Raw genomic sequence first — 22,921 nt, forward strand, 5'->3', positions numbered from 1 at the left:
GGGGGTCGCATGAGTAGTACCAGACGGCGCAGGGTCGGTATCGCGGGCGCGATCGTCGGTGTCACGTCGGCAGGAGTGGCCGCCGGGGCCCTCGCCAAGCGGTACGCCGTCGGACGCATCAGGCTCCGCCCGGACCTGGAGGCGAGTGAGCCGCTCGGAGAGCTGCGCGGCCGCCCCACCACGGTCACCACCTCCGACGGTGTCCCCCTGTACGCCGAGGTCGACGGGCAGGAGGAGGCCCCGCTGACCGTGGTGTTCTGCCACGGCTACACGCTCAACCTCGATTCCTGGCACTACCAGCGGCGCGACCTGGGCGGCACGCACCGCCTGGTCCTGTGGGACCAGCGCTCCCACGGCCGCTCGCCGCGCATCCCGATGAAGGACTGCTCGATCGACCGGCTCGGCGACGACCTGGCCGAGGTCATCGAGGCGCTGGTGCCCGGCCCGTGCGTGCTCGTCGGCCACTCCATGGGCGGCATGACGGTCATGGCGCTGGCCGACCGGCATCCGGAGCTGTTCGGCGACAAGATCAGGGGTGTCGCGCTGATCTCCACCTCCACCGGCAAGCTCGGCGAGATCTCCCTGGGCCTGCCCGCGCTGCTGTCGAAGGCGGTGCACAAGGTCACGCCGGGCACGGTGTCGATCCTGAGGCGCGGCGGTTCGCTGGTCGACAAGAGCCGCCAGGTCGGCAACGACGTGGCCTTCCTCGCCCTGCGCCACCTGGGTTTCGGCGACTCCAGGAACGTCAGCCCCACGGTCGTCGACTTCGCCGAGTCGATGATCCGATCCACCCCCTTCGAGGTGATCGCCGAGTTCTACCCGGCGCTGATGTCGCACGACAAGCTGAGCGCGCTGCGCGTGCTGGACGGGGTCCCGACCTCCATCATGGTCGGCGACAAGGACTGGCTGACGCCCGTCGAGCACAGCAGGGCGATGGCGGCGGCACTGCCGAGCGCCCGGTTCACCGAGGTCGCGGAAAGTTCGCACCTGGTCCAGCTGGAGCGGCCTAACGTGGTCAACGACGCCCTGCACGAGCTGCTCAAGCGGGTGGACGCGGGCGACGAGGCCGACGCCGCCGACGCCGGTGACATGGACCGGTGAGCCGGGGGCACGCGCACGGCGTACGGTGAGCCCGAGGTCCGACGCAAGGACCGGGGGTTCGGGAGGGCGCCGAACGGCGCCACGGGGGGGGGTCGACGGACCCCGGGAAGCGTGGTGGGACACCGGGAAGCGCGGTGGGACACCGAGAGGCATCGACAGGAGTGACGAAGCGGTGAGAATCGTGGCGACCGCCGAGGAGATGCGGGAGCTGGGCGAGGAGCTGGCGGCGCTGCTGCGCCCCGGAGACCTGGCGGTGCTGTCGGGCCCGCTCGGCGCGGGCAAGACGACCCTGGTGCAGGGGATCGCCGAGGGGCTCAAGGTGCGCGGCCCGATCACCTCGCCGACCTTCGTCATCGCCCGGGTGCACCCCTCGCTCTCGGGGGGCCCGCCGCTGGTCCACGTCGACGCCTACCGCCTCGGGGGCGATCTGGAGGTCGACGACCTGGACCTGGACGCCTCGCTGGAGGAGTCGGTGACGGTCGTGGAGTGGGGCGAGGGCCTGGTGGAGGGGCTCGCCGACGACCGGCTGGAGATCCTCATCGGCAGGGGCGCGTCCGGCGAGCCGGGCGAGGAGCGGACCGTGACCCTCCGGGGGGTCGGGCCGCGCTGGCACGGTGTCGTCTGACCGGGGAGCCGGGCCGCGCCGGCACGGTGTCATCCGACTGGCGCGATGTCATCTGAACGGTGTCGTCTGATGTGCCTACGAAGCCGGGGAAATCCTGGCACGCTGGCACTACGCACCATTGGTCTAGATCGTCAGGCCTGATGATCGACTCTGGCGGGTTTGCCCATGTTTAATGGGGAACAGGTGGGAAATCGTGCCGGGCGAGGGTCGTCGGCCGGAGGGCGAAGTGGAGTTCGACGGTGCCAAGCGTCAAGCGTGTCGCGGTTCTGGGAGCCATCGTCCTTTTCGGACTGCTCGGGTGCTCGGCTGACGCCGACTCGGGCAACCCCACGGGCACTCCCACCCCAACCCCGCCTGATTCCGGCATCAGCCGGCAGGACATCGAGGTCCAGCTCCAGCCGGCCCGCGCCAAGGCCGGGCAGAAGGTGTGGGTCCTGGCGAACTGCCCGATCCCGCAGGGCGGTCCCGAGCATCGCGGTACCGCGTCCTCCCGGATCTTCCGCACCCCGGTGACCCTCGACCCGATCCTCGCGACGCCCACGCCCGACCCCGCCTCGACCGCGACCCCGACGCCGCGCCCGTGGGTCCGCGGCCAGGCCACCGTCGCCGCGGGCGTCGCCGCCGGGGTCCACGAGGTCAACGCCAGGTGCGAGGGGACCAACGACACCGGCAGCGCCAACCTCAGGATCGTGCCCGACACCGAGCCGAGCCCCACCCCCACCGACCCCACCTCCAGGCCGACCCGGACGATCATCAGCACCGAGGCGCCGGGTACGGGCGGTGGCGGCACCGCGGCCGGAGGCCCCGACGACTCGAGTGCCCCGATCGGCACGACCGGTGTCCTGCTCGCCCTCGCCCTGGCGGGCGGCATCGGCATCGCGGTCGTGCGTCGCCGCCGTTCGTAGTCCCCGATGGCCGATTCCACCCGCTGGTCCAGGATCGTCCTGGCCGGAGTGATCACCGGTGCCGTCATGGTCGCGTTCGGCAACAGGGGCGGCGACGTCAAGGAGGAGAAGGCGCCCGCCCGCACCTCGATCGTGCCCAGCCGCATCGACATCCCGTCCCTGGGGATCAAGGCGCCCCTGATGAAGCTCGGCGTGACGGACGGCCGGGTCGATCTGCCGCCGTACGAGAAGCCGAACGTCGCGGGGTGGGTCAAGGACAGCGCGGTCCCCGGCGACGAGGGTTCCGCGGTGATCCTCGGGCACGTGGACACCAAGACCGCGCCCGCGGTCTTCTACAAGCTCAAGGACATGCGGGAGGGGCAGGTCATCAAGGTCGTGCGCAGCGACGGCAAGGTGGCCCAGTACCGGGTGGACACGATCGAGCAGATCAGCAAGCACCGGTTCCCCGCCGACAAGGTCTATCTCGAGGACGGCCTGCGGCTGATCACCTGCGGCGGGGACTTCGACTGGGACAGCAACGAGTACGAGGACAACCTCATCGTCTACGCCACCCTGGTCAAGACCTGAGGTGTTCCGCCTGTCCGCGCGGCTCACTCGGGGGGAGTGCCCCTGAGCCCTCGCGGGACGGGATAGGCTAACTGTTCGTGCTGGTCCTGGCCTTTGACACCGCCACCCCCGCCGTCACCGCAGCTCTGCACGACGGTGAGAGGGTCCTCGCCGAGTCGACGACGGTCGACGCGCGCCGACACGGTGAGCTGCTCGTCCCCACGATCGAGACGGTCCTCCGGGAGGCCGGAGCCTCGCTCGGCGACGTCACCGCCGTCGTCGCGGGCTCGGGCCCCGGCCCCTACACCGGGCTCCGGGTCGGTCTGGTGACCGCCCAGGCGCTCGCGACGACGCTGGGCGTCCCGGCGTACGGCGTGTGCACCCTCGACGCGCTCGCGTACGGCAGCGGGTCGGCCGAGCCGTTCCTGGTGGCCACCGACGCCCGGCGCAAGGAGGTGTTCTGGGGCCACTACCGGGACGCGCGCACCCGGCTGTCGGGCCCCGCGGTGGACCGGCCCCAGGATCTGCCCGCCGAGCTCCCGCTGGCCGGCGCGGGCGCGCGGATGTACGCCGAGGTCGTCGGCGCCTCCCGGCTTCTCGACGTGCCGGAGTACCCCCACGCGGGCGCGATGGCGGCGCTCGCCGCCGGGCTGCTCGGCGAGCCGGGCGTCCGTGAGGCCGTGGAGAGCGGCACCCACCCCGTGCTCGGCCCGCCCCGCCCGATCTACCTGCGCCGCCCCGACGCCAAGGAGCCCTCGGCGCCCAAGAGGGTCACGGCATGACCGCCGTGCTGCGCCGGATGACCGTCGACGACCTGCCCGCGGTCATGGAGGTGGAGCGGAAGACCTTTCCCGCCGACGCCTGGAGCGAGGGCATGCTCCGCGGCGAGCTCGACGACCAGCCGAGGACGAGGCACTACGTGGTGGCCCTGGTCGACGGCGTGATCGTCGGCTACGCGGGCCTCGCCGCGGCGGGGGACCAGGCCGACGTGCAGACCATCGCCGTGCTGGCCGAGTGGCGCCGGACCGGCGTCGGCGGCGCCATGCTGGCCGAGCTGCTGGCCGAGGCCGCCCGCCGGGGCGCGGTGTCGGTCTTCCTCGAGGTGCGCGCCGACAACCCGGGCGCGCAGGCCGTCTACGACAGGTTCGGGTTCGAGCGGATCGGCCTGCGCCGCCGCTACTACGAGGACGGCACTGACGCGATCATGATGAGGAAGGATCTCCATGCGTGACGAACCGGTGGTCCTGGGGATCGAGACCTCCTGCGACGAGACGGGGATCGGCATCGTCAGGGGGCACACCATGCTGGCCAACGCCATCGCCTCCAGCGTCGAGCAGCACGCCCGCTTCGGCGGGGTGGTGCCCGAGGTCGCCTCCAGGGCGCACCTGGAGGCGATGACCCCGACCGTCGAGCTGGCACTGGGGCGGGCGGGGCTGCGCCTCGCCGACGTCGACGCGATCGCGGTCACCGCCGGGCCCGGCCTGTCCGGCGCGCTGCTGGTCGGCGTCGCCGCCGCCAAGGCGTACTCGCTGGGCCTGGGCGTGCCGTTGTACGGCGTCAACCACCTCGCCGCGCACGTCGCGGTGGACCAGCTGGAGCACGGGGCGCTGCCCAAGCCCTGCATCGCCCTGCTGGTCTCCGGCGGGCACTCGTCCCTGCTGCTGGTGCCCGACGTCGCCAGGGACGTCGTCTCGCTGGGGTCCACGGTGGACGACGCCGCGGGCGAGGCGTTCGACAAGGTGGCCAGGGTGCTCGGCCTGCCGTTCCCCGGCGGGCCGCACATCGACAGGGCGGCCCGTGACGGCTCCGGCGCGGCCATCGCGTTCCCGCGCGGCAAGTACGACGACGGGACGCTCGACTTCTCCTTCTCCGGCCTGAAGACGGCCGTGGCCCGGTGGGTGGAGGCCAGGGAGAAGACGGGCGAGCGGGTCCACGTGCCCGACGTGGCGGCCTCGTTCCAGGAGGCCGTCGTCGACGTGCTGACCCGCAAGGCGCTGCGCGCGTGTGCCAAGTACGACGTCCAGGACCTGCTGATCGGCGGCGGGGTGGCGGCCAACTCCCGGCTGCGCGCGATGGCCCAGGAGCGTTGTGACGCGGCCGGGGTCCGGCTGCGGGTTCCCAGCCCCGGGCTGTGCACGGACAACGGCGCCATGGTGGCGGCCCTGGGCTCCGACCTGGTGACGGCCGGCATCGCGCCGTCGCGGCTGGACATCCCCGCCGACTCCTCGATGCCCGTCACCACCGTCCACGTCTGACGGGCTCGCTCCTCGTGGGGGTGCGCCGGTCACGCGTGCCCCCTCGGCCGTCGCGCCCCCGTCGGGCGGCGGCTGCGCGGGCTCTTCCCGGCAGGGTGTCCCGGGCGGAGCGTGGGGTGTCCTGGGCGGCGTGCGCGGGGTGTTTCAGGCGGGGTGCAGGGCCAGCACCGGATAGTCGGTGTAGCCGCGGTGGTCGCCGCCGAAGGCCGCGGCGTGGTCGGGCTGGTTGAGCTCGGCGCCGAGGCGCAGGCGGATCGGCAGGTCGGGGTTGGCCATGAACGACGCGCCCAGCGCGATCAGGTCGGCGCCGCGCCCCAGCCACCGCTCGATCCGGGTCGCCGGGTCGCTGATCGAGTGGTCGTTGACGATCAGGGCGTTCGGCCAGGACTTGACGAGCCGCTGGTTGAGGTCGTCGGAGGTGCTGGGCAGCAGGTGCAGGTAGGCCAGGTCGAGGCCGGCGAGCTCGGAGACCAGCGCCGGGTAGACCTCGTGCACGTCGTCCTCGATCAGGCCCCCCGCGCCGCTGCCGGGCGAGAACCGGACGCCGACCTTGGAGGCGCCGATCCGGTCGGCCATCGCCCGCGAGACCTCCACGCCGAAGCGGATCCTGTTGGCCACCGACCCGCCGAAGTGGTCCTCGCGCAGGTTGGCGTTCTGCGACAGGAACTGGTGGACGAGGTAGCCGTTGGCACCGTGCAGCTCGACCCCGTCGAAGCCCGCGTCCATGGCGCGCTCGGCGGCGTCGGCGAAGTCCTGGATGGTCGACTCGACCTGGGCGGTCGTCAGCTCGAGCGGGGTGGGGTTGTCCTGCATGCCGGAGGGGGTGAAGATCTGGCTCTCAAGCCTCACGGCGGACGGCCCGATGGGCAGGTGGCCGCTGTTGTCGGGGTGGCCGATCCGGCCGGAGTGCATGAGCTGGGCGAAGATCCTGCCACCCACCGCGTGGACGGAGTCGGTGACCTCGCGCCACCCGGCCACCTGCTCGTCGGTGTGCAGGCCGGGGGTGTTCATGTAGCCCTGCCCCGCGGAGCTGGGCTGGATCGCCTCGCTGATGATCAAGCCCGCGGAGGCTCGCTGGGCGTAGTAAAGGGCGTTCAGCGACGAGGGGATCCCGTCGACGTAGGACCGCGACCGGGTCATGGGTGCCATCACCAGGCGGTTGGGCAGCTGGAGACCGGCGAGCGAGAACGGTGTGAAAGGCATGACGACTCCTTGGTTGGCTGGCCAATTTGGCTAGCCAATATGCAGTTTTACAACTTGGTCGGCCAACATGCAAGCCGGTAGTCTGAGAAGGACGGAAGGACCTGAACATGGCGGAGCCGCTGATCGACGAGAAGCGCGACGTGACCGAGGGCTTGGCGGCCTACGAGGACGCCACGGCCGGGGACGTGATCGAGCACAGGGCCGAGGGCGCGGTCGGGGGCGTGACGGGAGACGGCGGGGACGCCGCCGGGACGTACGGTGAGGCCACCAGGAACTGCGATGAGTACGACAGCGACCTCAACTGCCTGATGGCCAACGCGACGCGCGGCCACCGCGTGCTGCTCGCCAACCTTCTCGGGGAGATCGACCTCTACCCGGGCCAGGAGCGCGTGATGATCGCCCTGTGGGACAACGGCCCCCAGTCGCAGAACAGCCTGGCGAGGATCATCGGCATCGACGTGTCCACCATGACCAAGACCCTGCAGCGCCTGGAGCGCAGCGGGTTCGTCAGCCGCAGGCCCGACGTGGCCAACCGGCGGATCAGCATCGTCGACGTCACGCCCAGGGGGCACGCGCTCCGTCCCGAGGTGGACCGGGTCCTCGCTGAGGTCCATCGCCGGATGACCCGTGGGCTGACGGCCCGGCAGATCGAGGAACTGCTGGCCCTGCTCTCCGTGGTCAGGGGCAACCTGTGCTACGAGGCGAGAACCGTCGAAGGCGACGGGAGCCACAGGGGCGGCGCCGCGCGCGCCGGCTGACGACGGCAGTACGGGTCCGGGGACCGCTGGGAGCCGGGCGCCGATCGGAGACGGCGCGCGGGCCGGTGAGACGTGGCCCGTGGCGGGTCCGTGGCGGGTCCGTGGCGGGATCGTGCGCCTGACGACGGCCGTACGGGGCCCGCGCGGGCCGGTGAGGCCGGGGACACCCGGAGCGAGGGCCCCGGGAGTCAGTCCTTGTCGGCCCTGGTGGGCCTGAGCAGCGCCTCGGCCAGGGCCAGCATGGTCTCCTCCAGGGCGCCCAGGCGGCGGGTGAGGTCGGTGTGCGCGGGCTCCACGGTCTCGCTCAGCGCCTCGGAGAGCTGGTCACGGTCGGGCAGGGCTCGAAGCGTCTCGGCCAGCGGGGCCAGCGCGGCCTCGGCCCGGATGACGCGCTCGTCGAGGGAGTCGAAGCGCTCGCGCTGCTCGTCGGTCTGGACGCCGATGAGCGCGCCGACGCCGAGGACGGCGGGCAGGACCTCCAGGCGCTCGTCCAGGCTCTCCAGGCGCTCGGCGGACTTCTCCGCGTGCCCGTCCAGTGTGGACAGCCGGGAGTCGATGACGTCCATCCGGCCGGTGAGGCGGCCCTCGATGTCGTCGAGGCGCTCGTCGAGGGTGTCGAAGCGGCCACCGGCCGCCATGCGATGGCTCTCCAGCCGGTCGATGCGGCTGTCGACGCGGTTCTCGACGGCGGCGGCGCGCTCGTCGATCCTGGGCACGACCAGGTCGACCCTGGCGCCCACCTGCTCGACCCTGCCGCTCACCAGGTCGACCTTGCCGTTGACCTGCTCGACGGCGGCCAGCATCCGGTCGGCGGCGGTGCCGACGGCCTGCTGGACGCTCGCCGACAGGTCGAGCATCCCCGCCTCGATGCGCCCGGTGCGCTGGGAGAGGTCGGCCAGGGCCCTGTCCAGGCGGCTGAACCGGTGCGCCGCGATGCCCATGTCGGCCTGGAGCCTGCCGAGGTGCTCGGCCAGCTGCCGCACCTGCTCGTCGAGGCCCAGGGTGCCCTCGGAGATCGCCCGCAGGCGGGTGAGCGCCTCGTCCACGCTCTCGCCGACGGTGCCGAGGTCGGTCCACAGGCTCGGCAGCTCGCCGAGGGGGGTGACCCGGTCGCGGACGGTCTCGACCCGGCGGCCGAGGGAGTCGACCCGCTCGCCGACGGCGTCGACGTGGTCACGCACCGCCTCGACGTGCTGGGCCAGGCCCTCGGCCCAGGAGGGTGGTTTGGCGGCGATGTCGTCCAGGCGCCCGTGGACGGACTCCAGCGTGCCGTTCAGCCCGCCGATCTCGCGCTCCCTGACCTCGCGCAGCAGCCACTCCATGCCCTCCAGGCGCTGCCGGATCTCGTCGAGCACCGCGCCCTGGGTCCGCTGCTCGTAGACGTGGTCCTGCGCCGCGCGGGCGAGGAGCTCGCGCATCCGGTCGGAGATGGCGGTCTGGCTGCCTGCCTGGAGCAGGGTGTGGTCGGAGTGATCCACCGAGAGCTCCTTCACTCGCCGACGCTCAGCCGCGCGGTTGGATTTGATGGGATTTGCTGATGAACGATAGGAAACCGCAGGCGAGAGAGAACTCCCGCCTGGCAACCTTAGCCTCTGGATCAAGGTTTTCCGGCAGCGAGATTAAAAGAGAGGAATTGCCGGTTGGCTGGAAGAATTGACTATTTTGGCTGGTCAACCAGGACTGACTCCGGCTGGTCGAACGGGTTCGATCCGGCCGGTCAGCCGGGGCCGCACACGAAGGCGAAAGGCCGGTCGCCGATTCGGGTGAGAATGACGACCGCGGATTCCTCACCGGAAAGGCGGAGCTCTTTCCTGAGGCGGTCGACGTCCACCGCGGAGCCGCGCTTCTTGATCGTCACATTGCCCGCGCCGCGCTCGCGGAGCGCCGCCCGCAGCCGCTTGAGCGAGAACGGCAGCGTCTCGTGGACCTCGTACCGGGACGCCCACGGCGTCGGCGTCGCGACGTCGCCGGTGATGTAGGCGATCTGCGGGTCGAGCAGGTGCCCGCCGACCGCCGCGGCGATCTCCGCCACCAGATGGGCCCGGATGGCCGCGCCGTCCGGCTCGTAGATGTAGCGACCGGCGGGGCCGGTGCCGGGGGCGCCGAGGGCCGGATCGGGCGTCATCGTGGCGCCCGACGGCAGGATCGTCGCCCTGCGCGCCGTCTCGCCCGCCAGCGCGCCGCACCAGATCACGGCCTCCTTGACGTCGCCCTTGTACGAGACCCACTCGGCCTCCGCGCCCTCGGGGACGAACTCGTACGGGATCCCGGGGGCGACCTTCAGGCAGGCGGCCCGGGCCCTGGCCACCATCTCCAGCACGGCGGGCCAGGGCGGCGAGTAGCCCATCGGGTCGAAGGTCCTGCCCCGCGCGGTACGGCGCGCCGGGTCGGCGAACAGGACGTCGAAGGCGGCCGGGTCCAGGGCGGAGGCGTCGGCGGCGCGGACCGAGACCCGGTCGCCGAAGCCCAGGGCGTCCGCGTTGGCCTGGGCGATCGCCGCGGTGAGCGGGTCGGTGTCGACGGCCTCGACCGAGCACCCGGCCCTGGCCAGGGCGAGGAGGTCGCCGCCGATGCCGCAGCAGACGTCGGCGACCCGCGAGCCCGCGGGGACGCGCCGCGCCCGATGGTCGGCGACCTCCCGGCGGGTGGCCTGCTCCAGGCCCGTCCGGGTGAAGTACATGAGATCGGCGTCGGCCCCGAACTTCTCCCTCGCGCGCAGCCGGAGCGTGGCCTGCGTGAGCGCCGCCGAGGTCAGGTCCGCGTCGTAGGTCTTCCTCAACCTGGTCACCGCCGCCACCGGGTCGTCGCCGGCGATCCCGGCCGCCGCGCCCAGGGCCTCCTGGCCGCGCGGGGTCAGGAGTTCCCGGAATGCGTCGAGATTCACACCAGCCGACGCTACCGCCTCGGCCGTAGGGCTTCGCGAGGGGCTTCCACCTGCCTTGACGTTCGCGTGAAGCGGAGAAGGGGTGCTTCGTGTTGACTGTCAAGGCCACCTTGCATACTGTTCCGTATTGGCACTCTCCCGGTGAGAGTGCCAAATACATGCGACGAGGCAGGTCTGACACCCGCGACGGCAGACCGCTGGTCGCCTCTTCTAGATCATTCAAATCTGAAGGGGAGGTCCGACGTGACGACCGCCACCAAGGTTCCCGTTAAGCCGCTCGGCGACCGCATTGTGGTCCAGCCGCTTGAGGCCGAGCAGACCACCGCTTCCGGTCTGGTCATCCCGGACACCGCCAAGGAGAAGCCGCAAGAGGGCAAGGTCCTCGCGGTGGGCCCCGGCAACTGGGATGAGGACGGCGAGAAGCGGATTCCGCTCGACGTCAAGGAGGGCGACGTGGTCCTCTACAGCAAGTACGGCGGCACCGAGGTGAAGTACAACGGCGAGGAGTACCTCGTGCTCTCCGCTCGTGACGTGCTCGCCATCATCGAGAAGTAGTTCTCGCTTCACAAAGATGACGTATCGAGCCCCGGGTCGCGAGAGCGCCCGGGGCTTTGATGCGCCGACGTACTTATAGAGAGGATTGTCATGCCGAAGATCCTGTCGTTCGAGGAGGACGCGCGCCGAGCTCTCGAGCGCGGCGTGAACGCTCTCGCGGACGCGGTCAAGGTGACGCTGGGCCCGCGTGGCCGCAATGTCGTCATCGACAAGAAGTTCGGTGCGCCGACCATCACCAACGACGGTGTGACCATCGCCCGCGAGGTCGAGCTGGAGACGCCGTACGAGAACCTCGGCGCCCAGCTGGCCAAGGAAGTGGCGACCAAGACCAACGACGTCGCCGGTGACGGCACCACCACCGCGACCGTCCTGGCCCAGGCCATGGTCCGCGAGGGCCTGCGCAACGTGGCCGCCGGAGCGCAGCCGCTCTCCCTCAAGCGCGGCATCGACATCGCGGCCAAGGCCGTCAGCGACCGGCTGATCGAGTCGGCCCGCCCGGTCGAGGACAAGAAGGAGATCGCGAATGTGGCGACGATCTCCGCGCAGGACGCCAGGATCGGCGAGCTGATCGCCGAGGCGTTCGACAAGGTGGGCAAGGACGGTGTCATCACCGTCGAAGAGTCCAACAGCATGGGCCTGGAGCTCGAGTTCACCGAGGGCCTCCAGTTCGACAAGGGTTACCTGTCGCCCTACATGGTGACCGACCAGGAGCGCATGGAGGCGATCCTGGAGGACCCCTACATCCTGATCACCCAGGGCAAGATCGCCTCGGTCTCGGACTTCCTGCCGCTGCTCGAGAAGATCGCGCAGACGAAGAAGGCCCTGCTGGTCATCGCCGAGGACGTCGAGGGCGAGGCCCTCGCGGTCCTCGTCACGAACAAGATCCGTGGCACCTTCACCTCCGTCGCCGTCAAGGCGCCGGGCTTCGGCGACCGCCGCAAGGCCATGCTGCAGGACATCGCCATCCTCACCGGTGGCCAGGTCGTCAGCGAGGAGATCGGCCTCAAGCTGGAGCACGTCGGCCTGGAGGTGCTGGGCACCGCCCGGCGCGTCGTCATCACCAAGGACTCCACCACCGTCGTCGACGGTGCCGGTGAGGCCTCGGCGATCGCCGACCGCGTCAAGGAGATCAAGCTCGCCATCGAGCAGTCCGACTCCGACTGGGACCGCGAGAAGCTCCAGGAGCGCCTCGCCAAGCTCTCCGGCGGCGTCTGCGTGCTCAAGGTCGGCGCGGCCACCGAGGTGGAGCTCAAGGAGAAGAAGCACCGCCTTGAGGACGCCATCTCGGCGACGCGCGCGGCGATCGAGGAGGGCATCGTCTCCGGCGGTGGCTCCGCGCTCATCCACGTCTCCAAGGTCCTCGACGACCTGGGCCTGACCGGCGACGAGGCGACCGGCGTCTCCATCGTCCGCAAGGCGCTCGTCGAGCCGGCCCGCTGGATCGCGGAGAACGCCGGCCTCGAGGGCTACGTCGTGACGGCGAAGGTCACCGAGCTGCCCGTCGGCCAGGGCTTCAACGCCGCCACCGGCGAGTACGGCGACCTGATCGCCCAGGGCGTCATCGACCCGGTCAAGGTCACCCGCTCGGCCGTCCAGAACGCCGCCTCCATCGCCGGCATGCTGCTGACGACCGAGGCTCTCGTGGTGGACAAGCCCGAGGAGGAGGCCCCGGCCGCCGCCGGCCAGGGTCACGGCCACGGTCACGGCCACTGATCGGTCACCGACCGGCCCCCGATCGGCCACCGGCCGATCATCGGTTCCGAACGGCTCGCGTCTCCCCGGAGGCGCGAGCCGTTCGCGTTTCGCGGTAAACCGAAAAACGATCTCAAGCGTCGCGCCGGACAGAAGACCAAACGCGGTTCTAACGAATAGTCGACGTATTTGGCAATCGAATGAAATATTTGCACATTCTGTAGTCGTTGCAGTCGCCGTTCGATTACGCGCCGTTATCTCCGCCTCAATGTGACCAATCCGTAGCCGTTTGCGATGACGACAGTCACTACCAGGGCGGGCATCATGCCTAACGTGACCGAGGGATGCGTCGCCGACGCCAAAAATGGGGTGAGGCTTGCGACGAGGTCTGATGGGGTCGCCCACAGGGATGATCTCAAGGATCTGACGAGCCTCGCCGTTCAGGGGGATCGCACCGCGATCGAATCTCTGATCGCGCAACTGCGGCCGATGGTCGTCCGATATTGCCGTGGTCGTCTGGGCCGGGTTTCCGGTCAGTATCACATCGCGGACGACGTGGCCCAGGAAGTATGCATAGCGGTGCTGTCCGCACTGCCCCGCTACCGTGACATGGGACGCCCGTTCGCGTCCTTCGTCTTCGGCATCGCGTCTCACAAGGTGGCCGACGCGCTGCGCAGCTCCGTACGATCCGCCGTGCCCACCCAGGACCTTCCTGACGGGCCCGACGAGGGTCCGGGGCCGGAGGAGACCGTGGTGCGTTACATCGAGGCCGAACACGCCCGCCGGCTGCTGTCGAGGCTGCCGGACAACCAGCGCGAGCTGCTCATGCTTCGAGTGGTGTCGGGCCTTTCCGCCGAGGAGACCGGTAATGTACTTGGCATGTCACCAGGGGCGGTTCGTGTGGCCCAGCACAGGGCGCTGGCCCGGCTACGAGCGATGGCGGAGCTGGAGTCGATAGCTTGACCGCGGAGCTGTCGAGCAGGGGGCGCGAGCGGAGGCCCGAACCGCGGGGCGGGGCTCGCGACGACCCGGAGCGAGAACGATCATGACAACGGTTCACCCGCGACGTCCGGCTCGGAGATACGGGCCGGACGAGGACCCGGCGGTCGCCGAGACCGACGAACTCCTGGAGGCGCTCTCCGGCAGGAGGCCCGTCTCCGGCTCAGACGCCGCGGTCGCCCTGCTGGCGGCCCTGATCGACGACGTGGATCAGCGGTGTTCCTCGGTGTCGATCACGCCGTCCACGTAACCACGGGCGTATTCCCAGCTCACGTAGTCGGTGGGGTTGGGCTGGTAGGCGGGCTCGTGCACCTGGGGCTGGCCGTTCTCGATCATCTGGCGCAGGTTGCCGCGCAGCAGCTCCCAGTCGAAGTAGTGCTGCTCCCCGCATTCGGGGCAGTCGAGCACCAGGCCGAGCACCCCCTGAGGCTCCAGCAACGAGCGGAAGACCTCCACGTCGGCGAGGTCGGTCATGGCCTCGTCACGCTCGTCCGTCGTCAGCGGCTCGGGATCGTCGGGATCGCCCAGCGCCGCCGCCGGGTCGTCGGGGTCATCCGCGAACGGGTCGCGAGGGACATCGTCGAGCACGATCCCACCTTATGGCCTGGATGTGACAGACAGGTTCCGAACTGCACGAGTAGGACGCTCCGGGGCGGCACGGGCAGGTCAGAGGCCCGGCGGCACCGGCACGCGAAGGATTCCCGGCGTGGGGGAGGCGGAGATTCCGGCGGTGCGGGGGCCTGGACCCGGTGTGCCCGGGCCCCTGTCGCCCCGGTGCCGTGACGCTCCGGTCCCTGTCGCCCCGGGCCTCCGGCGCCCGAGGGGCACTAGACGAGCCAGCCGCGCCGGGAGGCCTCCACCCCCGCCTGGAACCGGGACTGCGCCCCCAGCTCGGCCATGGCGTCGGCGAACCTGGCGCGCACCGTGCGGACCGAGACGCCCAGCTGCCGGGCGATCATCTCGTCGGGGACGCCCTGGCCGGCCAGCCGCAGCACCCGGACCACCCCGTCGTCGCGGTGGGTCCCGGGCAGGCGGGCCCCGCGGGCCCACAGCTCCTCGAAGAGCGAGCGCAGCGCGGCCACCACGACCGGAGCCCTGACCAGGTGGAAGTTGTAGGCGTTCTCGGCGAGCGCGCCACCCCACTGGGCGGGCATGCCCGCGGCGTCGTCCCCCGCGACGAGGAACCAGCTGGGCACCGCGTCGAGGGTGCGCACCTCGGCCCCCGCCTGCTCGAACTGGTCCAGCTTGTCGCGCAGGCCGGGGATCTCCAGGGTGTGGACCGGGATGGTGACCCGGCAGGCGAGCAGGCCGGTGCGCTGGGCGCCGATCCACTGGTCGGCGTAGCGGTGCGCGAAGTCGCTCATCGTCCGCCGGTCGGGAATGCTCGACAGCAGTCTCAGCGGCGGGGCCTGGACCGCCATGCCGATCACGCTCTCGTAGAGCTCGTCGGCGCCTCCGACCAGGTCCACGGAGAACTGGCCGGTCTGGTAGTCGCGGCCGGCGTCGTACTGGTGGATGAAGCCGCGGATCGAGCCGAGCACGGTGTCGATCCGGCGGCTCTCGGCGGCCAGCCGGTCCAGCCTCTCCGCGATCAGATGGCCGAGGGCCGCGGCCGGGTGGCGGGCCAGGTACTCGCCCCCCTGCTCGTCGACCACGCCCAGCCGTACCAGGGTGGCCAGCTCGCGGCCGAGCGGCTCGGGCGAGCGGTTGGTGGCCTGGGCGAGCTCGGCGCAGGTGGCGCGGTGCAGGCGCAGGACCGCGTTGTACAGGGCCGTCTGGGCCGGAGTGAGCCCCAGGCTCTCCAGCGGGTCGGGCAGTGTGGGTGTGTCGGTACTCATCGGCGAGGGACTCCTGCAAGTGACACGAGGGTCTGGCGAGGATAACTCGGCGAATCGTCCCTGTCCGGGCGTTGCTCCTACTGGCATGCCGTGGTGTGCAGCTTCGTGCAATTGCACGTTTGGACATTGCGAGACGAACGCATCGTGACGCACTCTTGACGCAGCGTCGGCAGAAGGCGCGGATCACGCTGCCAGCCGGATGCGGAGGGGGGTTCGGTTGGCGTCAAGGCATCTCCGCGCCGATGCCGGTGATCCGGGGGACCGAGCGGGTCACCGACCGCTCGGTCCCCCGCTTTTCCCGGGTCCTCCGGGGGCCCGTCCTTCCTCCGGGCCCCCCGGGGCCCGTCTCTCCCAGGGGCCTCCGCGCCCCGCCTTTTCCCCCGGGTCCACCGGCTTTGGCGCCAGACTCTAAACTGTGACCCGGGGGTCGGCGCCTTTCCCCGTCATGAGAGCGCCGCGGCAGGAGGATCTCAGATGGCCAAGTTCACCGAGCCGGGGCTCACGTTCGACGACGTGCTCCTCGTTCCCGCGTATTCGGACCTGCAGCCGGGGCAGGCCGACACCACCACGCGGCTGTCGCGGGGCATCACCCTGCGGATCCCGCTGGTCTCCGCGGCGATGGACACGGTGACCGAGGCCCGCATGGCGGTGGCGATGGCACGCCAGGGCGGCATCGGCGTCCTGCACCGCAACCTGTCGATCGAGGACCAGGCCCAGCAGGCCGACCTCGTCAAGCGCTCCGAGGCCGGGATGGTCACCAACCCGGTCACCTGCTCCCCGGACGAGACGCTGGCCGACGTCGAGCGCCTCTGCGCGACGTACCGGATCTCCGGCGTCCCGGTGACCGACGAGACCGGCGTGCTCGTCGGCATCGTCACCAACCGTGACATGCGCTTCGAGACCGACGAGAACCGTCCGGTGCGCGAGGTCATGACCCCGATGCCGCTGGTCACCGCGCCGGTCGGGGTCTCCACCGACGACGCGTTCGCCCTGCTCAAGCAGAACAAGATCGAGAAGCTTCCGCTGGTCGACGCCGGGGGGCGGCTGCGCGGGCTCATCACCGTCAAGGACTTCACCAAGAGCGAGCAGTATCCTCTCGCCACCAAGGACGCCGACGGCCGGCTCGTCGTGGGGGCGGCCGTCGGCGTCGGCGGCGACGCGGAGAAGCGGGCGATCGCGCTGATCGAGGCCGGGGTCGACGTGATCGTGGTGGACGTCGCGCACGGCCACTCCAAGGGCCTCGCCGACATGATCGCCAAGATCAAGTCCAACAGCCGGGTCGACGTGATCGGCGGCAACATCGCCACCCGCGCGGGCGCCCAGATGCTGGTCGACGCCGGGGTCGACGCGGTCAAGGTCGGTGTCGGGCCCGGCTCCATCTGCACCACCCGCGTGGTCGCCGGTGTCGGCGCCCCGCAGGTGACGGCGATCCACGAGGCCTCGCTGGCCGCCGGTCCCGCCGGGGTCCCGGTGATCGGCGACGGCGGCCTGCAGTATTCGGGCGACATCGTCAAGGCCATCGCGGCCGGGGCCGACACGGTCATGCTCGGCTCCCTCCTGGCGGGCTGCGAGGAGTCCCCGGGTGAGCTGATCTTCATCAACGGCAAGCAGTTCAAGTCGTACCGGGGCATGGGCTCGCTCGGCGCGGTCCGCAACCGCGAGCGCGGCGGCGCCTCCTTCAGCAAGGACCGCTACGCCCAGGGCGACGTCGGCAACGAGGACAAGTTCATCCCCGAGGGCATCGAGGGGCAGGTTCCCTACCGCGGCCCGGTCGCCGCGGTGGCCCACCAGCTCATCGGCGGCCTGCGCCAGGGCATGTGGTACTCCGGGTGCCGTACGGTCGCCGACATGCACGTGCGGTGCGAGCTGATGCCGATCACGGCGGCAGGCCTCAAGGAGAGTCACCCGCACGACATCCAGATGACGGTCGAGGCTCCCAACTACCACGGTCGCTAGGGCGGGCCCGCGCCGGGCGCGCGGGCGAACGTGGCGTGCGCCGTGCACGCACGGGACGCCGCGCGCACGGCCGTACCGCATGGAACGCGGCGTGCATGGCGCACGCATGGAACGCGGCGTGCGCTGTGCACGCACGGAACGGGAAAGACAGACATATGACTCAGGTGGAGATCGGCCGCGGCAAGAACGGCCGTCGTGCCTACGCGCTCGACGAGATCGGCATCGTTCCGTCCCGTCGCACCCGCGACCCGGAGGAGGTCTCGATCGCCTGGCAGATCGACGCCTACCGCTTCGAGCTGCCCGTCGTGGTGAGCCCGATGGACAGCGTGGTCTCGCCGAAGACCGCCATCGAGGTCGGCAGGCTCGGCGGTCTCGCCGTGCTCGACCTCGAGGGGCTGTGGACCCGGTACGACGACCCGATGCCGCTGCTGGAGGAGGTGGCCGAGCTCAAGGGCGAGCCCGCCACGAAGCGGCTGCAGGAGATCTACGACGCGCCGATCAAGGAGGAGCTGATCGGCCGCCGCATCGAGGAGATCCGCGCCGCCGGGGTGGCGACGGCCGTCCGGCTGTCCCCGCAGCGCACGGTCCAGTACCACAAGGCCGTCATCGACGCGGGCGTGGACATCTTCGTGATCCGCGGCACCACGGTCTCCGCCGAGCACGTCTCCGGCAGGGCCGAGCCGCTCAACCTCAAGCAGTTCATCTACGAGCTCGACGTCCCCGTGGTCGTCGGGGGGTGCGCCACCTACACCGCGGCGCTGCACCTGATGCGGACCGGCGCGGCCGGGGTGCTCGTCGGCTTCGGCGGCGGCGCCTCGCACACCACCCGCACGGTGCTGGGCGTGGTGGTGCCGATGGCCACCGCGATCTCCGACGTGGCCGCCGCCCGCCGCGACTACATGGACGAGTCCGGCGGCCGTTACGTCCACGTCATCGCCGACGGCGGCATGGGCACCTCCGGCGACATCGCCAAGGCGATCGCCGTGGGCGCGGACGCGGTCATGGTCGGCTCGCCGCTGGCGCGGGCCGTCGAGGCTCCCGGCCAGGGCTTCCACTGGGGCTCCGAGGCGCAGCACCCCGAGCTGCCCAGGGGCAAGCGGGTCGAGTTCGGCACGGTCGGCACGCTGGAGCAGATCCTGCACGGCCCCTCCTCGGTCGCCGACGGCTCGATGAACCTGATGGGCGCGCTCAGGCGCACGATGGCCACCGCCGGATACTCCGACCTCAAGGAGTTCCAGCGGGTCGAGGTCGTCGTGGCTCCGCAGATCGGCTGACATCTCGCGGGGCGGGGCGGAACCTCATCCGGGCCGCCCTCCCGCGAGTCCGGGCCGCCCTCCCGCGAGTCCGGGCCGCCCTCCCGCGAGTCCGGGCCGCCCTCCCGCGAGTCCGGGCCGCCCTCCCGCGAGTCCGGGCCGCCCTCCCGCGAGTCCGGGCCGCCCTCCCGCGAGTCCGGGCCGCCCTCCCGCGAGTCCGGGTGCTCGCCGTCTCCCGTGCCGCCGATAACCGAAATGACGCGCTTGAAGAAATCTGTGAGCATTCGTACGTGCCAACTGATCGGGAGCTCCGGGTCGCCCTCAAGGAGGGGCCCTTCCACGTCGCGCTACGCGCCGCGGTGGAGACCCGCGGGCTGACGCTGACCGGGCTTCGCCGGCATCTCGGCGAACGCGGCCTCCGGGTCGGGATGACGAGCCTGAGCTACTGGCAACAGGGGCTGCGCCGCCCTGAGCGCCCCGAGTCGCTGCGCGCCGTGCGCGCCCTGGAGGAGATCCTCGTCCTGCCGCCGCGCTCCCTCATGGCCCTTCTCGGCCCGCCCAGGCCTCGCGGGCGGGACGCGGGGAAGCTGCCGGTGGGCGCCCTGCCCTACTCCGCGATCATGGAGTCCTCCCAGACGCTGTCGGCGATGATCCACGATCTGAACGGGGTGGCCGACGACCGGCGCCTGCACATCGCCGGGATGTACGAGACGCTGCAGATCGGTCCCGACCGCAGCACCGCGCGGCGCGAGACGCTCCAGGTGGTGCAGGCGCACGAGGAGGCCACCGACCGCTACATCATGGTCTACCGCGGTGACCTGGGATGCGACGTGGAGCGCGTGCGCGTCCGGGCCCTGGAGGACTGCCGGGTCGGCCGGGTGCGCCGCGACGGGCCGACCGCCCTGGTCGTGGCGGAACTGTTGTTCGACCAGATGCTGCGGCCCGGCGAGACGCAGATCATCCGCTACGAGCTGGCCGACCCGAGCGGCGTGGAGACCGTCGAGTACGAGCGGGGCTTCCGGCACCCGGCCGGGCAGTACGTGCTCCGGGTGAACTTCGCGCCGGAGGCCCTCCCGGTGCGCGTCCAGCGGTTCGCCCGGCAGGGCTCCGGCACCGGGGAGGAGGATCTCGGCGAGCTCTCCCTCAACGCCCACAACGCCGTGCACCTGGTGGCCGGGTCGCTGGAACCCGGCCTGGTCGGCATCCGCTGGGACTGGTCCTGAGCCGCCCGGATCCAGGGGTTCAGCGGGGCTCGGTGATCCAGGCGCCGCCGCGCATGACGCCGGAGACCTCCAGGTCGTCGGTGAGCACCACCAGGTCGGCCCGCTTGCCGACCGAGACGGATCCCAGGCGGTCGGCGAGACCGAGCACCCGCGCCGGGGTCAGGGAGGCGATCTCGGACGCCTCGGCCAGTGACAGGCCCACCTCGCGCACGGCGCGCCGGAACGCGACGTCCATGGTCAGGGTGCTGCCCGCGATGGTGCCGCTCTCGGCCAGGCGGGCCACCCCGTCCGCGACGTTCACCGTCATCGGGCCGAGCCCGTAGACGCCGTCGCCCATGCCCGCCGCCGCCATGGCGTCGGTGATCAGCGCGGTCCTGCCGGGACCCGCGACCTCGAAGGCCAGGCGCGTCATGGCCGGGTGCAGGTGCACGCCGTCGTTGATCAGCTCGACCGTGACGCGCTCGTCCTGGAGCAGCGCGGCGATCGGCCCGGGGTCGCGGTGGTGCAGCGGCGGCATCGCGTTGTAGAGGTGGGTCGCGACGCTGCCGCCCGCCTCGATGCCGGAGATCGTCTGTTCGTAGGTGGCGTCGCTGTGGCCGAGAGCGGCGATCACGCCGCCTGCCACCGCCTCCCGTACGGTGTCCAGCGCGCCGGGCAGCTCGGCGGCGATGGTGATCATCCGCACGTGGCCGCGTCCGGCCTTGAGCAGCGTTCTGAGCTCCCCGGGCGAGGGCTCGCGCAGCAGCGCCGGGTTGTGCGCCCCGCAGCGGGCGGCGGAGATGTAGGGGCCCTCGAAGTGGATCCCGGCCAGCAGCCCGTCCTCGCACAGGTCGGCGAGGGAGGAGGCGGCCCTGGCCAGGTCCTCGGGGGACGCGGTGACCAGGCTGGCCATGAGCGTGGTGGTGCCGTGGCGGGCGTGCAGGTCGACGGCCCGGCTCGCCTGATCCGGGTCGCCGGTGGGGAAGGAACCGCCCGCCCCGCCGTGGTTGTGGATGTCGACGAAGCCCGGCACGACGTACCGGCCGCCGAGACCGAGCCCTGCGCCGGGGGCCGAGCCCTGGCCCACGTAGGTGATGCGGCCGTCTTCGATGGTGAGCCAGCCTTCGTGGACACCTTCGGGGGTCACGACGCGGGCGTCGGCGAGTGTGATGCTCATGCTCCCCATCCTCGCGGGTCCTCGGGAGAACCGGCTCCCGGCACTCCAGCGGTGACCGTACGCTCCGGGGCGTGCGCGCCCGGTCACACGCCACGGGCGGGGCCTGGAGGGCGCGGTGGCGCGTCACCGCCGCCGTTGCCTACCGGTCGGTAATGGTGCCTAGGGTAGATGGGTAGATACCTCACGTAAGGCGACAAGCCGCACCCCAGGGGGTTGCACATGACGGCGCGAATGGGCACCGGACGGCTCGGTCCTGCCGAGCGGTCCGCCGCACTGGCGCAGATGAGCGCCGAGGAACTCGACGTGGTGGTGATCGGAGGCGGGGTCGTCGGAGCGGGAGTCGCGCTGGACGCGGTGACCCGGGGCCTGTCCGTCGGGCTGCTGGAGGCGCGTGACTTCGCCTCGGGCACCTCGTCCAGGTCGTCCAAGCTGATCCACGGCGGCCTGCGCTATCTGGAACAGCTCAACTTCGACCTGGTCAGGGAGGCGCTCCAGGAGCGGGCCCTGCTGCTGCAGCGGATCGCCCCGCACCTGGTGCGGCCGGTGCCGTTCCTGTTCCCGCTGACGCATTTCGGCTGGGAGCGGCCCTATGTCGGCGCCGGCCTGGTGCTGTACGACACGATGGGTTTCTCCACCGGGCTCGCCCGGGGCGTGCCGGGCCACAGGCACCTGTCGCGTACGAGGGCGCTGCGGCTCGCGCCCGCGCTGCGCAAGACGGCGTTCTCCGGCGCGGTGCAGTACTGGGACGCCCAGGTCGACGACGCCCGCCATGTGATGACCACGCTGCGGACGGCGGCCATGTACGGGGCCAACGTCGCCTCGCGGGCGCAGGTGGTGGGTTTCCTGCGCGAGGGGGAGCGGGTCACCGGTGTCCGGGTGCGCGACCTGGAGGGCGGCAGGGAGCTTGAGGTGCGGGCCCGCCAGGTGGTCAACGCCACCGGGGTGTGGACGGACGACGTCCAGGAGATGGTCGGCGGGCGCGGGCAGATCCACGTGCGCGCCTCCAAGGGGATCCATCTGGTGGTGCCGCGCGACCGGATCCACTCGCTCACCGGGATCATCCTGCGCACCGAGAAGTCGGTGCTGTTCGTCATCCCCTGGGGTCGTCACTGGATCATCGGCACCACCGACACCGCGTGGAAGCTGGACCGGGCCCATCCGGCGGCGTCGCGGTCGGACATCGACTACGTCCTCGACCATGTGAACGAGGTGCTCTCGGTCCCGCTCACCCGCGAGGACGTCGAGGGCGTCTACGCCGGGCTGCGCCCGCTGCTGTCGGGGGAGTCGGAGGAGACGTCCAAGCTCTCCCGCGAGCACGTGGTGGCCCACCCCGTCCCGGGCCTGGTCATGGTGGCCGGCGGAAAATACACGACATATCGTGTTATGGCGAAGGACGCGGTCGACGCCGTGGCGCACGGCCTTGACCAGCGGGTCCCGCCCTCCTGCACCGACCGGGTCCCGCTGGTCGGAGCCGAGGGCTACCAGGCGATGTGGAACTCCCGGCAGCGGCTGGCCCAGTCCTCCGGGCTGCACGTGGCCAGGATCGAGCACCTGCTCCAGCGGTACGGGTCGATGATCGACGAGGTGCTGGCGCTGATCGAGCGGGACCCGTCGCTGGCCAAGCCGCTGACGGGGGCCGACGACTACCTCCGGGCGGAGGTGGTCTACGCGGCGACCCACGAGGGCGCCCGGCACGTGAACGACGTGCTGACCCGGCGTACGCACATCTCGATCGAGACCTTCCACCGCGGGGTGGGCGTGGTCGAGGAGACGGCCCAGCTGCTCGCCGAGCCGCTGGGCTGGGACGCCGAGCAGATCAAGCGCGAGGTGGAGTACTACACCAAGCGCGTCGAGTCCGAGCGCCTCTCCCAGGAGCAGGACACCGACCAGGAGGCCGACGCCATCCGCCTGGGCGCCCCGGAGATCGTGCCGGTGGCCAGTCCCGAGACGAACCCGGTCTAGCCCCCTTCGG

The 22,921-nt window shown here is 71.3% G+C and carries 21 protein-coding genes and 1 pseudogene; 16 read left to right on the plus strand and 6 right to left on the minus strand.

From position 1 onward, the window contains the following. Positions 1 to 9 precede the first annotated feature (9 nt). The 7 genes and pseudogenes from ACTOQ1_RS28140 to tsaD all read left to right on the plus strand — a co-directional run bounded on the left by ACTOQ1_RS28140 (position 10) and on the right by tsaD (position 5,432). Positions 10 to 1,101: an alpha/beta fold hydrolase gene (locus tag ACTOQ1_RS28140; protein ID WP_440070992.1), complete on the plus strand. Its 1,092-nt coding sequence runs from the start codon at positions 10 to 12 to the stop codon at positions 1,099 to 1,101. 172 nt (positions 1,102 to 1,273) lie between these two features. Next, the gene (tsaE, locus tag ACTOQ1_RS28145; RefSeq protein WP_344742967.1) at positions 1,274 to 1,726 is read left to right on the plus strand and encodes a tRNA (adenosine(37)-N6)-threonylcarbamoyltransferase complex ATPase subunit type 1 TsaE; all 453 of its coding nucleotides are present in this window, start codon (positions 1,274 to 1,276) and stop codon (positions 1,724 to 1,726) included. Positions 1,727 to 1,965: 239 nt separating this feature from the next. Beyond that, on the plus strand, positions 1,966 to 2,631 hold the full coding sequence (locus ACTOQ1_RS28150; RefSeq protein ID WP_440070993.1) for a hypothetical protein: 666 nt from the start codon (positions 1,966 to 1,968) through the stop codon (positions 2,629 to 2,631). Positions 2,632 to 2,637: 6 nt separating this feature from the next. Further along, entirely contained in the window at positions 2,638 to 3,198 is a 561-nt protein-coding gene (locus ACTOQ1_RS28155) for a class F sortase (protein ID WP_440070994.1), read from the plus strand. Positions 3,199 to 3,275: 77 nt separating this feature from the next. Then, entirely contained in the window at positions 3,276 to 3,959 is a 684-nt protein-coding gene (gene tsaB, locus ACTOQ1_RS28160; protein WP_440070995.1) for a tRNA (adenosine(37)-N6)-threonylcarbamoyltransferase complex dimerization subunit type 1 TsaB, read from the plus strand. Beyond that, positions 3,944 to 4,408 (plus strand): annotated as a pseudogene (gene rimI, locus ACTOQ1_RS28165) (ribosomal protein S18-alanine N-acetyltransferase); the annotation flags it as partial. The gene tsaB and the pseudogene rimI, both read left to right, overlap by 16 nt. Continuing rightward, the gene (gene tsaD / locus ACTOQ1_RS28170) at positions 4,401 to 5,432 is read left to right on the plus strand and encodes a tRNA (adenosine(37)-N6)-threonylcarbamoyltransferase complex transferase subunit TsaD (protein ID WP_440070996.1); all 1,032 of its coding nucleotides are present in this window, start codon (positions 4,401 to 4,403) and stop codon (positions 5,430 to 5,432) included. The pseudogene rimI and the gene tsaD, both read left to right, overlap by 8 nt. A 144-nt stretch (positions 5,433 to 5,576) precedes the next feature. Here the strand turns inward: tsaD and ACTOQ1_RS28175 are convergent, their stop codons facing one another. Next, complete coding sequence (locus ACTOQ1_RS28175; protein ID WP_440070997.1) at positions 5,577 to 6,635, minus strand: alkene reductase; 1,059 nt, start codon at positions 6,633 to 6,635, stop codon at positions 5,577 to 5,579. Positions 6,636 to 6,742: 107 nt separating this feature from the next. Here ACTOQ1_RS28175 and ACTOQ1_RS28180 point away from each other — a divergent pair, with 107 nt between their 5' ends. Beyond that, entirely contained in the window at positions 6,743 to 7,393 is a 651-nt protein-coding gene (locus ACTOQ1_RS28180; protein WP_440070998.1) for a MarR family winged helix-turn-helix transcriptional regulator, read from the plus strand. 188 nt (positions 7,394 to 7,581) lie between these two features. On the opposite strand, the gene ACTOQ1_RS28185 is transcribed toward ACTOQ1_RS28180, so the two are convergent. After that, the gene (locus ACTOQ1_RS28185) at positions 7,582 to 8,871 is read right to left on the minus strand and encodes a hypothetical protein (protein WP_440070999.1); all 1,290 of its coding nucleotides are present in this window, start codon (positions 8,869 to 8,871) and stop codon (positions 7,582 to 7,584) included. 239 nt (positions 8,872 to 9,110) lie between these two features. Beyond that, positions 9,111 to 10,277, minus strand: a complete 1,167-nt coding sequence (locus ACTOQ1_RS28190) for a class I SAM-dependent methyltransferase (RefSeq protein ID WP_440071000.1) — start codon at positions 10,275 to 10,277, stop codon at positions 9,111 to 9,113. A gap of 243 nt (positions 10,278 to 10,520) precedes the next feature. On the opposite strand from ACTOQ1_RS28190, the gene groES reads away from it, so the two are divergent. From groES to ACTOQ1_RS28210, 4 genes are all read left to right on the plus strand, one after another. Beyond that, positions 10,521 to 10,832: a co-chaperone GroES gene (groES, locus tag ACTOQ1_RS28195; RefSeq protein WP_362678524.1), complete on the plus strand. Its 312-nt coding sequence runs from the start codon at positions 10,521 to 10,523 to the stop codon at positions 10,830 to 10,832. A 90-nt stretch (positions 10,833 to 10,922) separates the two neighbouring features. Continuing rightward, positions 10,923 to 12,545 (plus strand): chaperonin GroEL, encoded by a 1,623-nt coding sequence (gene groL / locus ACTOQ1_RS28200; RefSeq protein ID WP_440071001.1) that lies wholly within the window; start codon positions 10,923 to 10,925, stop codon positions 12,543 to 12,545. 303 nt (positions 12,546 to 12,848) lie between these two features. Continuing rightward, complete coding sequence (locus ACTOQ1_RS28205) at positions 12,849 to 13,487, plus strand: sigma-70 family RNA polymerase sigma factor (protein WP_329090055.1); 639 nt, start codon at positions 12,849 to 12,851, stop codon at positions 13,485 to 13,487. 82 nt (positions 13,488 to 13,569) lie between these two features. After that, positions 13,570 to 13,773 carry an anti-sigma-D factor RsdA gene (locus ACTOQ1_RS28210; RefSeq protein ID WP_362678531.1) on the plus strand — a complete coding sequence of 68 codons (204 nt, stop codon included), beginning with the start codon at positions 13,570 to 13,572 and terminating at the stop codon, positions 13,771 to 13,773. Here the strand turns inward: ACTOQ1_RS28210 and ACTOQ1_RS28215 are convergent. Together ACTOQ1_RS28215 and ACTOQ1_RS28220 are read right to left on the minus strand one after the other, a co-directional pair. Continuing rightward, entirely contained in the window at positions 13,734 to 14,111 is a 378-nt protein-coding gene (locus ACTOQ1_RS28215) for a DUF5319 family protein (RefSeq protein ID WP_326635634.1), read from the minus strand. The two genes, ACTOQ1_RS28210 and ACTOQ1_RS28215, sit on opposite strands and share 40 nt — an antisense overlap. 239 nt (positions 14,112 to 14,350) lie before the next feature. Beyond that, complete coding sequence (locus ACTOQ1_RS28220) at positions 14,351 to 15,361, minus strand: LuxR C-terminal-related transcriptional regulator (protein WP_440071002.1); 1,011 nt, start codon at positions 15,359 to 15,361, stop codon at positions 14,351 to 14,353. 474 nt (positions 15,362 to 15,835) lie between these two features. Between ACTOQ1_RS28220 and guaB the strand changes: the two genes are divergently transcribed. The 3 genes from guaB (at position 15,836) to ACTOQ1_RS28235 (ending at position 19,793) form a co-directional block, all read left to right on the plus strand. Then, positions 15,836 to 17,317: an IMP dehydrogenase gene (gene guaB / locus ACTOQ1_RS28225; protein WP_440071003.1), complete on the plus strand. Its 1,482-nt coding sequence runs from the start codon at positions 15,836 to 15,838 to the stop codon at positions 17,315 to 17,317. 155 nt (positions 17,318 to 17,472) lie between these two features. After that, positions 17,473 to 18,591 carry a GuaB3 family IMP dehydrogenase-related protein gene (locus tag ACTOQ1_RS28230; protein WP_440071004.1) on the plus strand — a complete coding sequence of 373 codons (1,119 nt, stop codon included), beginning with the start codon at positions 17,473 to 17,475 and terminating at the stop codon, positions 18,589 to 18,591. A 269-nt stretch (positions 18,592 to 18,860) separates the two neighbouring features. Next, positions 18,861 to 19,793 (plus strand): hypothetical protein, encoded by a 933-nt coding sequence (locus ACTOQ1_RS28235; RefSeq protein WP_440071005.1) that lies wholly within the window; start codon positions 18,861 to 18,863, stop codon positions 19,791 to 19,793. Positions 19,794 to 19,812: 19 nt separating this feature from the next. On the opposite strand, the gene nagA is transcribed toward ACTOQ1_RS28235, so the two are convergent. Then, entirely contained in the window at positions 19,813 to 20,949 is a 1,137-nt protein-coding gene (gene nagA / locus ACTOQ1_RS28240; protein WP_440071006.1) for an N-acetylglucosamine-6-phosphate deacetylase, read from the minus strand. A gap of 219 nt (positions 20,950 to 21,168) precedes the next feature. Between nagA and ACTOQ1_RS28245 the strand changes: the two genes are divergently transcribed. Beyond that, complete coding sequence (locus ACTOQ1_RS28245) at positions 21,169 to 22,911, plus strand: glycerol-3-phosphate dehydrogenase/oxidase (RefSeq protein ID WP_440071007.1); 1,743 nt, start codon at positions 21,169 to 21,171, stop codon at positions 22,909 to 22,911. Positions 22,912 to 22,921 lie beyond the last annotated feature (10 nt).

Origin of the sequence: Streptosporangium sp. OZ121 (assembly GCF_051918885.1) — a bacterium.
Classification (GTDB): Bacteria; Actinomycetota; Actinomycetes; order Streptosporangiales; family Streptosporangiaceae; genus Streptosporangium.

Coding starts and splice junctions, on each gene's coding strand:
- ACTOQ1_RS28140 (WP_440070992.1), top strand. CDS start 10: ATGAGTAGTACCAGACGGCGCAGGGTCGGTATCGCGGGCGCGATCGTC.
- ACTOQ1_RS28155 (WP_440070994.1), top strand. CDS start 2,638: ATGGCCGATTCCACCCGCTGGTCCAGGATCGTCCTGGCCGGAGTGATC.
- tsaD (WP_440070996.1), top strand. CDS start 4,401: ATGCGTGACGAACCGGTGGTCCTGGGGATCGAGACCTCCTGCGACGAG.
- ACTOQ1_RS28175 (WP_440070997.1), bottom strand. CDS start 6,635: ATGCCTTTCACACCGTTCTCGCTCGCCGGTCTCCAGCTGCCCAACCGC.
- ACTOQ1_RS28180 (WP_440070998.1), top strand. CDS start 6,743: ATGGCGGAGCCGCTGATCGACGAGAAGCGCGACGTGACCGAGGGCTTG.
- groL (WP_440071001.1), top strand. CDS start 10,923: ATGCCGAAGATCCTGTCGTTCGAGGAGGACGCGCGCCGAGCTCTCGAG.
- ACTOQ1_RS28205 (WP_329090055.1), top strand. CDS start 12,849: ATGCCTAACGTGACCGAGGGATGCGTCGCCGACGCCAAAAATGGGGTG.
- ACTOQ1_RS28210 (WP_362678531.1), top strand. CDS start 13,570: ATGACAACGGTTCACCCGCGACGTCCGGCTCGGAGATACGGGCCGGAC.
- ACTOQ1_RS28220 (WP_440071002.1), bottom strand. CDS start 15,361: ATGAGTACCGACACACCCACACTGCCCGACCCGCTGGAGAGCCTGGGG.
- guaB (WP_440071003.1), top strand. CDS start 15,836: ATGGCCAAGTTCACCGAGCCGGGGCTCACGTTCGACGACGTGCTCCTC.
- ACTOQ1_RS28230 (WP_440071004.1), top strand. CDS start 17,473: ATGACTCAGGTGGAGATCGGCCGCGGCAAGAACGGCCGTCGTGCCTAC.
- nagA (WP_440071006.1), bottom strand. CDS start 20,949: ATGAGCATCACACTCGCCGACGCCCGCGTCGTGACCCCCGAAGGTGTC.
- ACTOQ1_RS28245 (WP_440071007.1), top strand. CDS start 21,169: ATGACGGCGCGAATGGGCACCGGACGGCTCGGTCCTGCCGAGCGGTCC.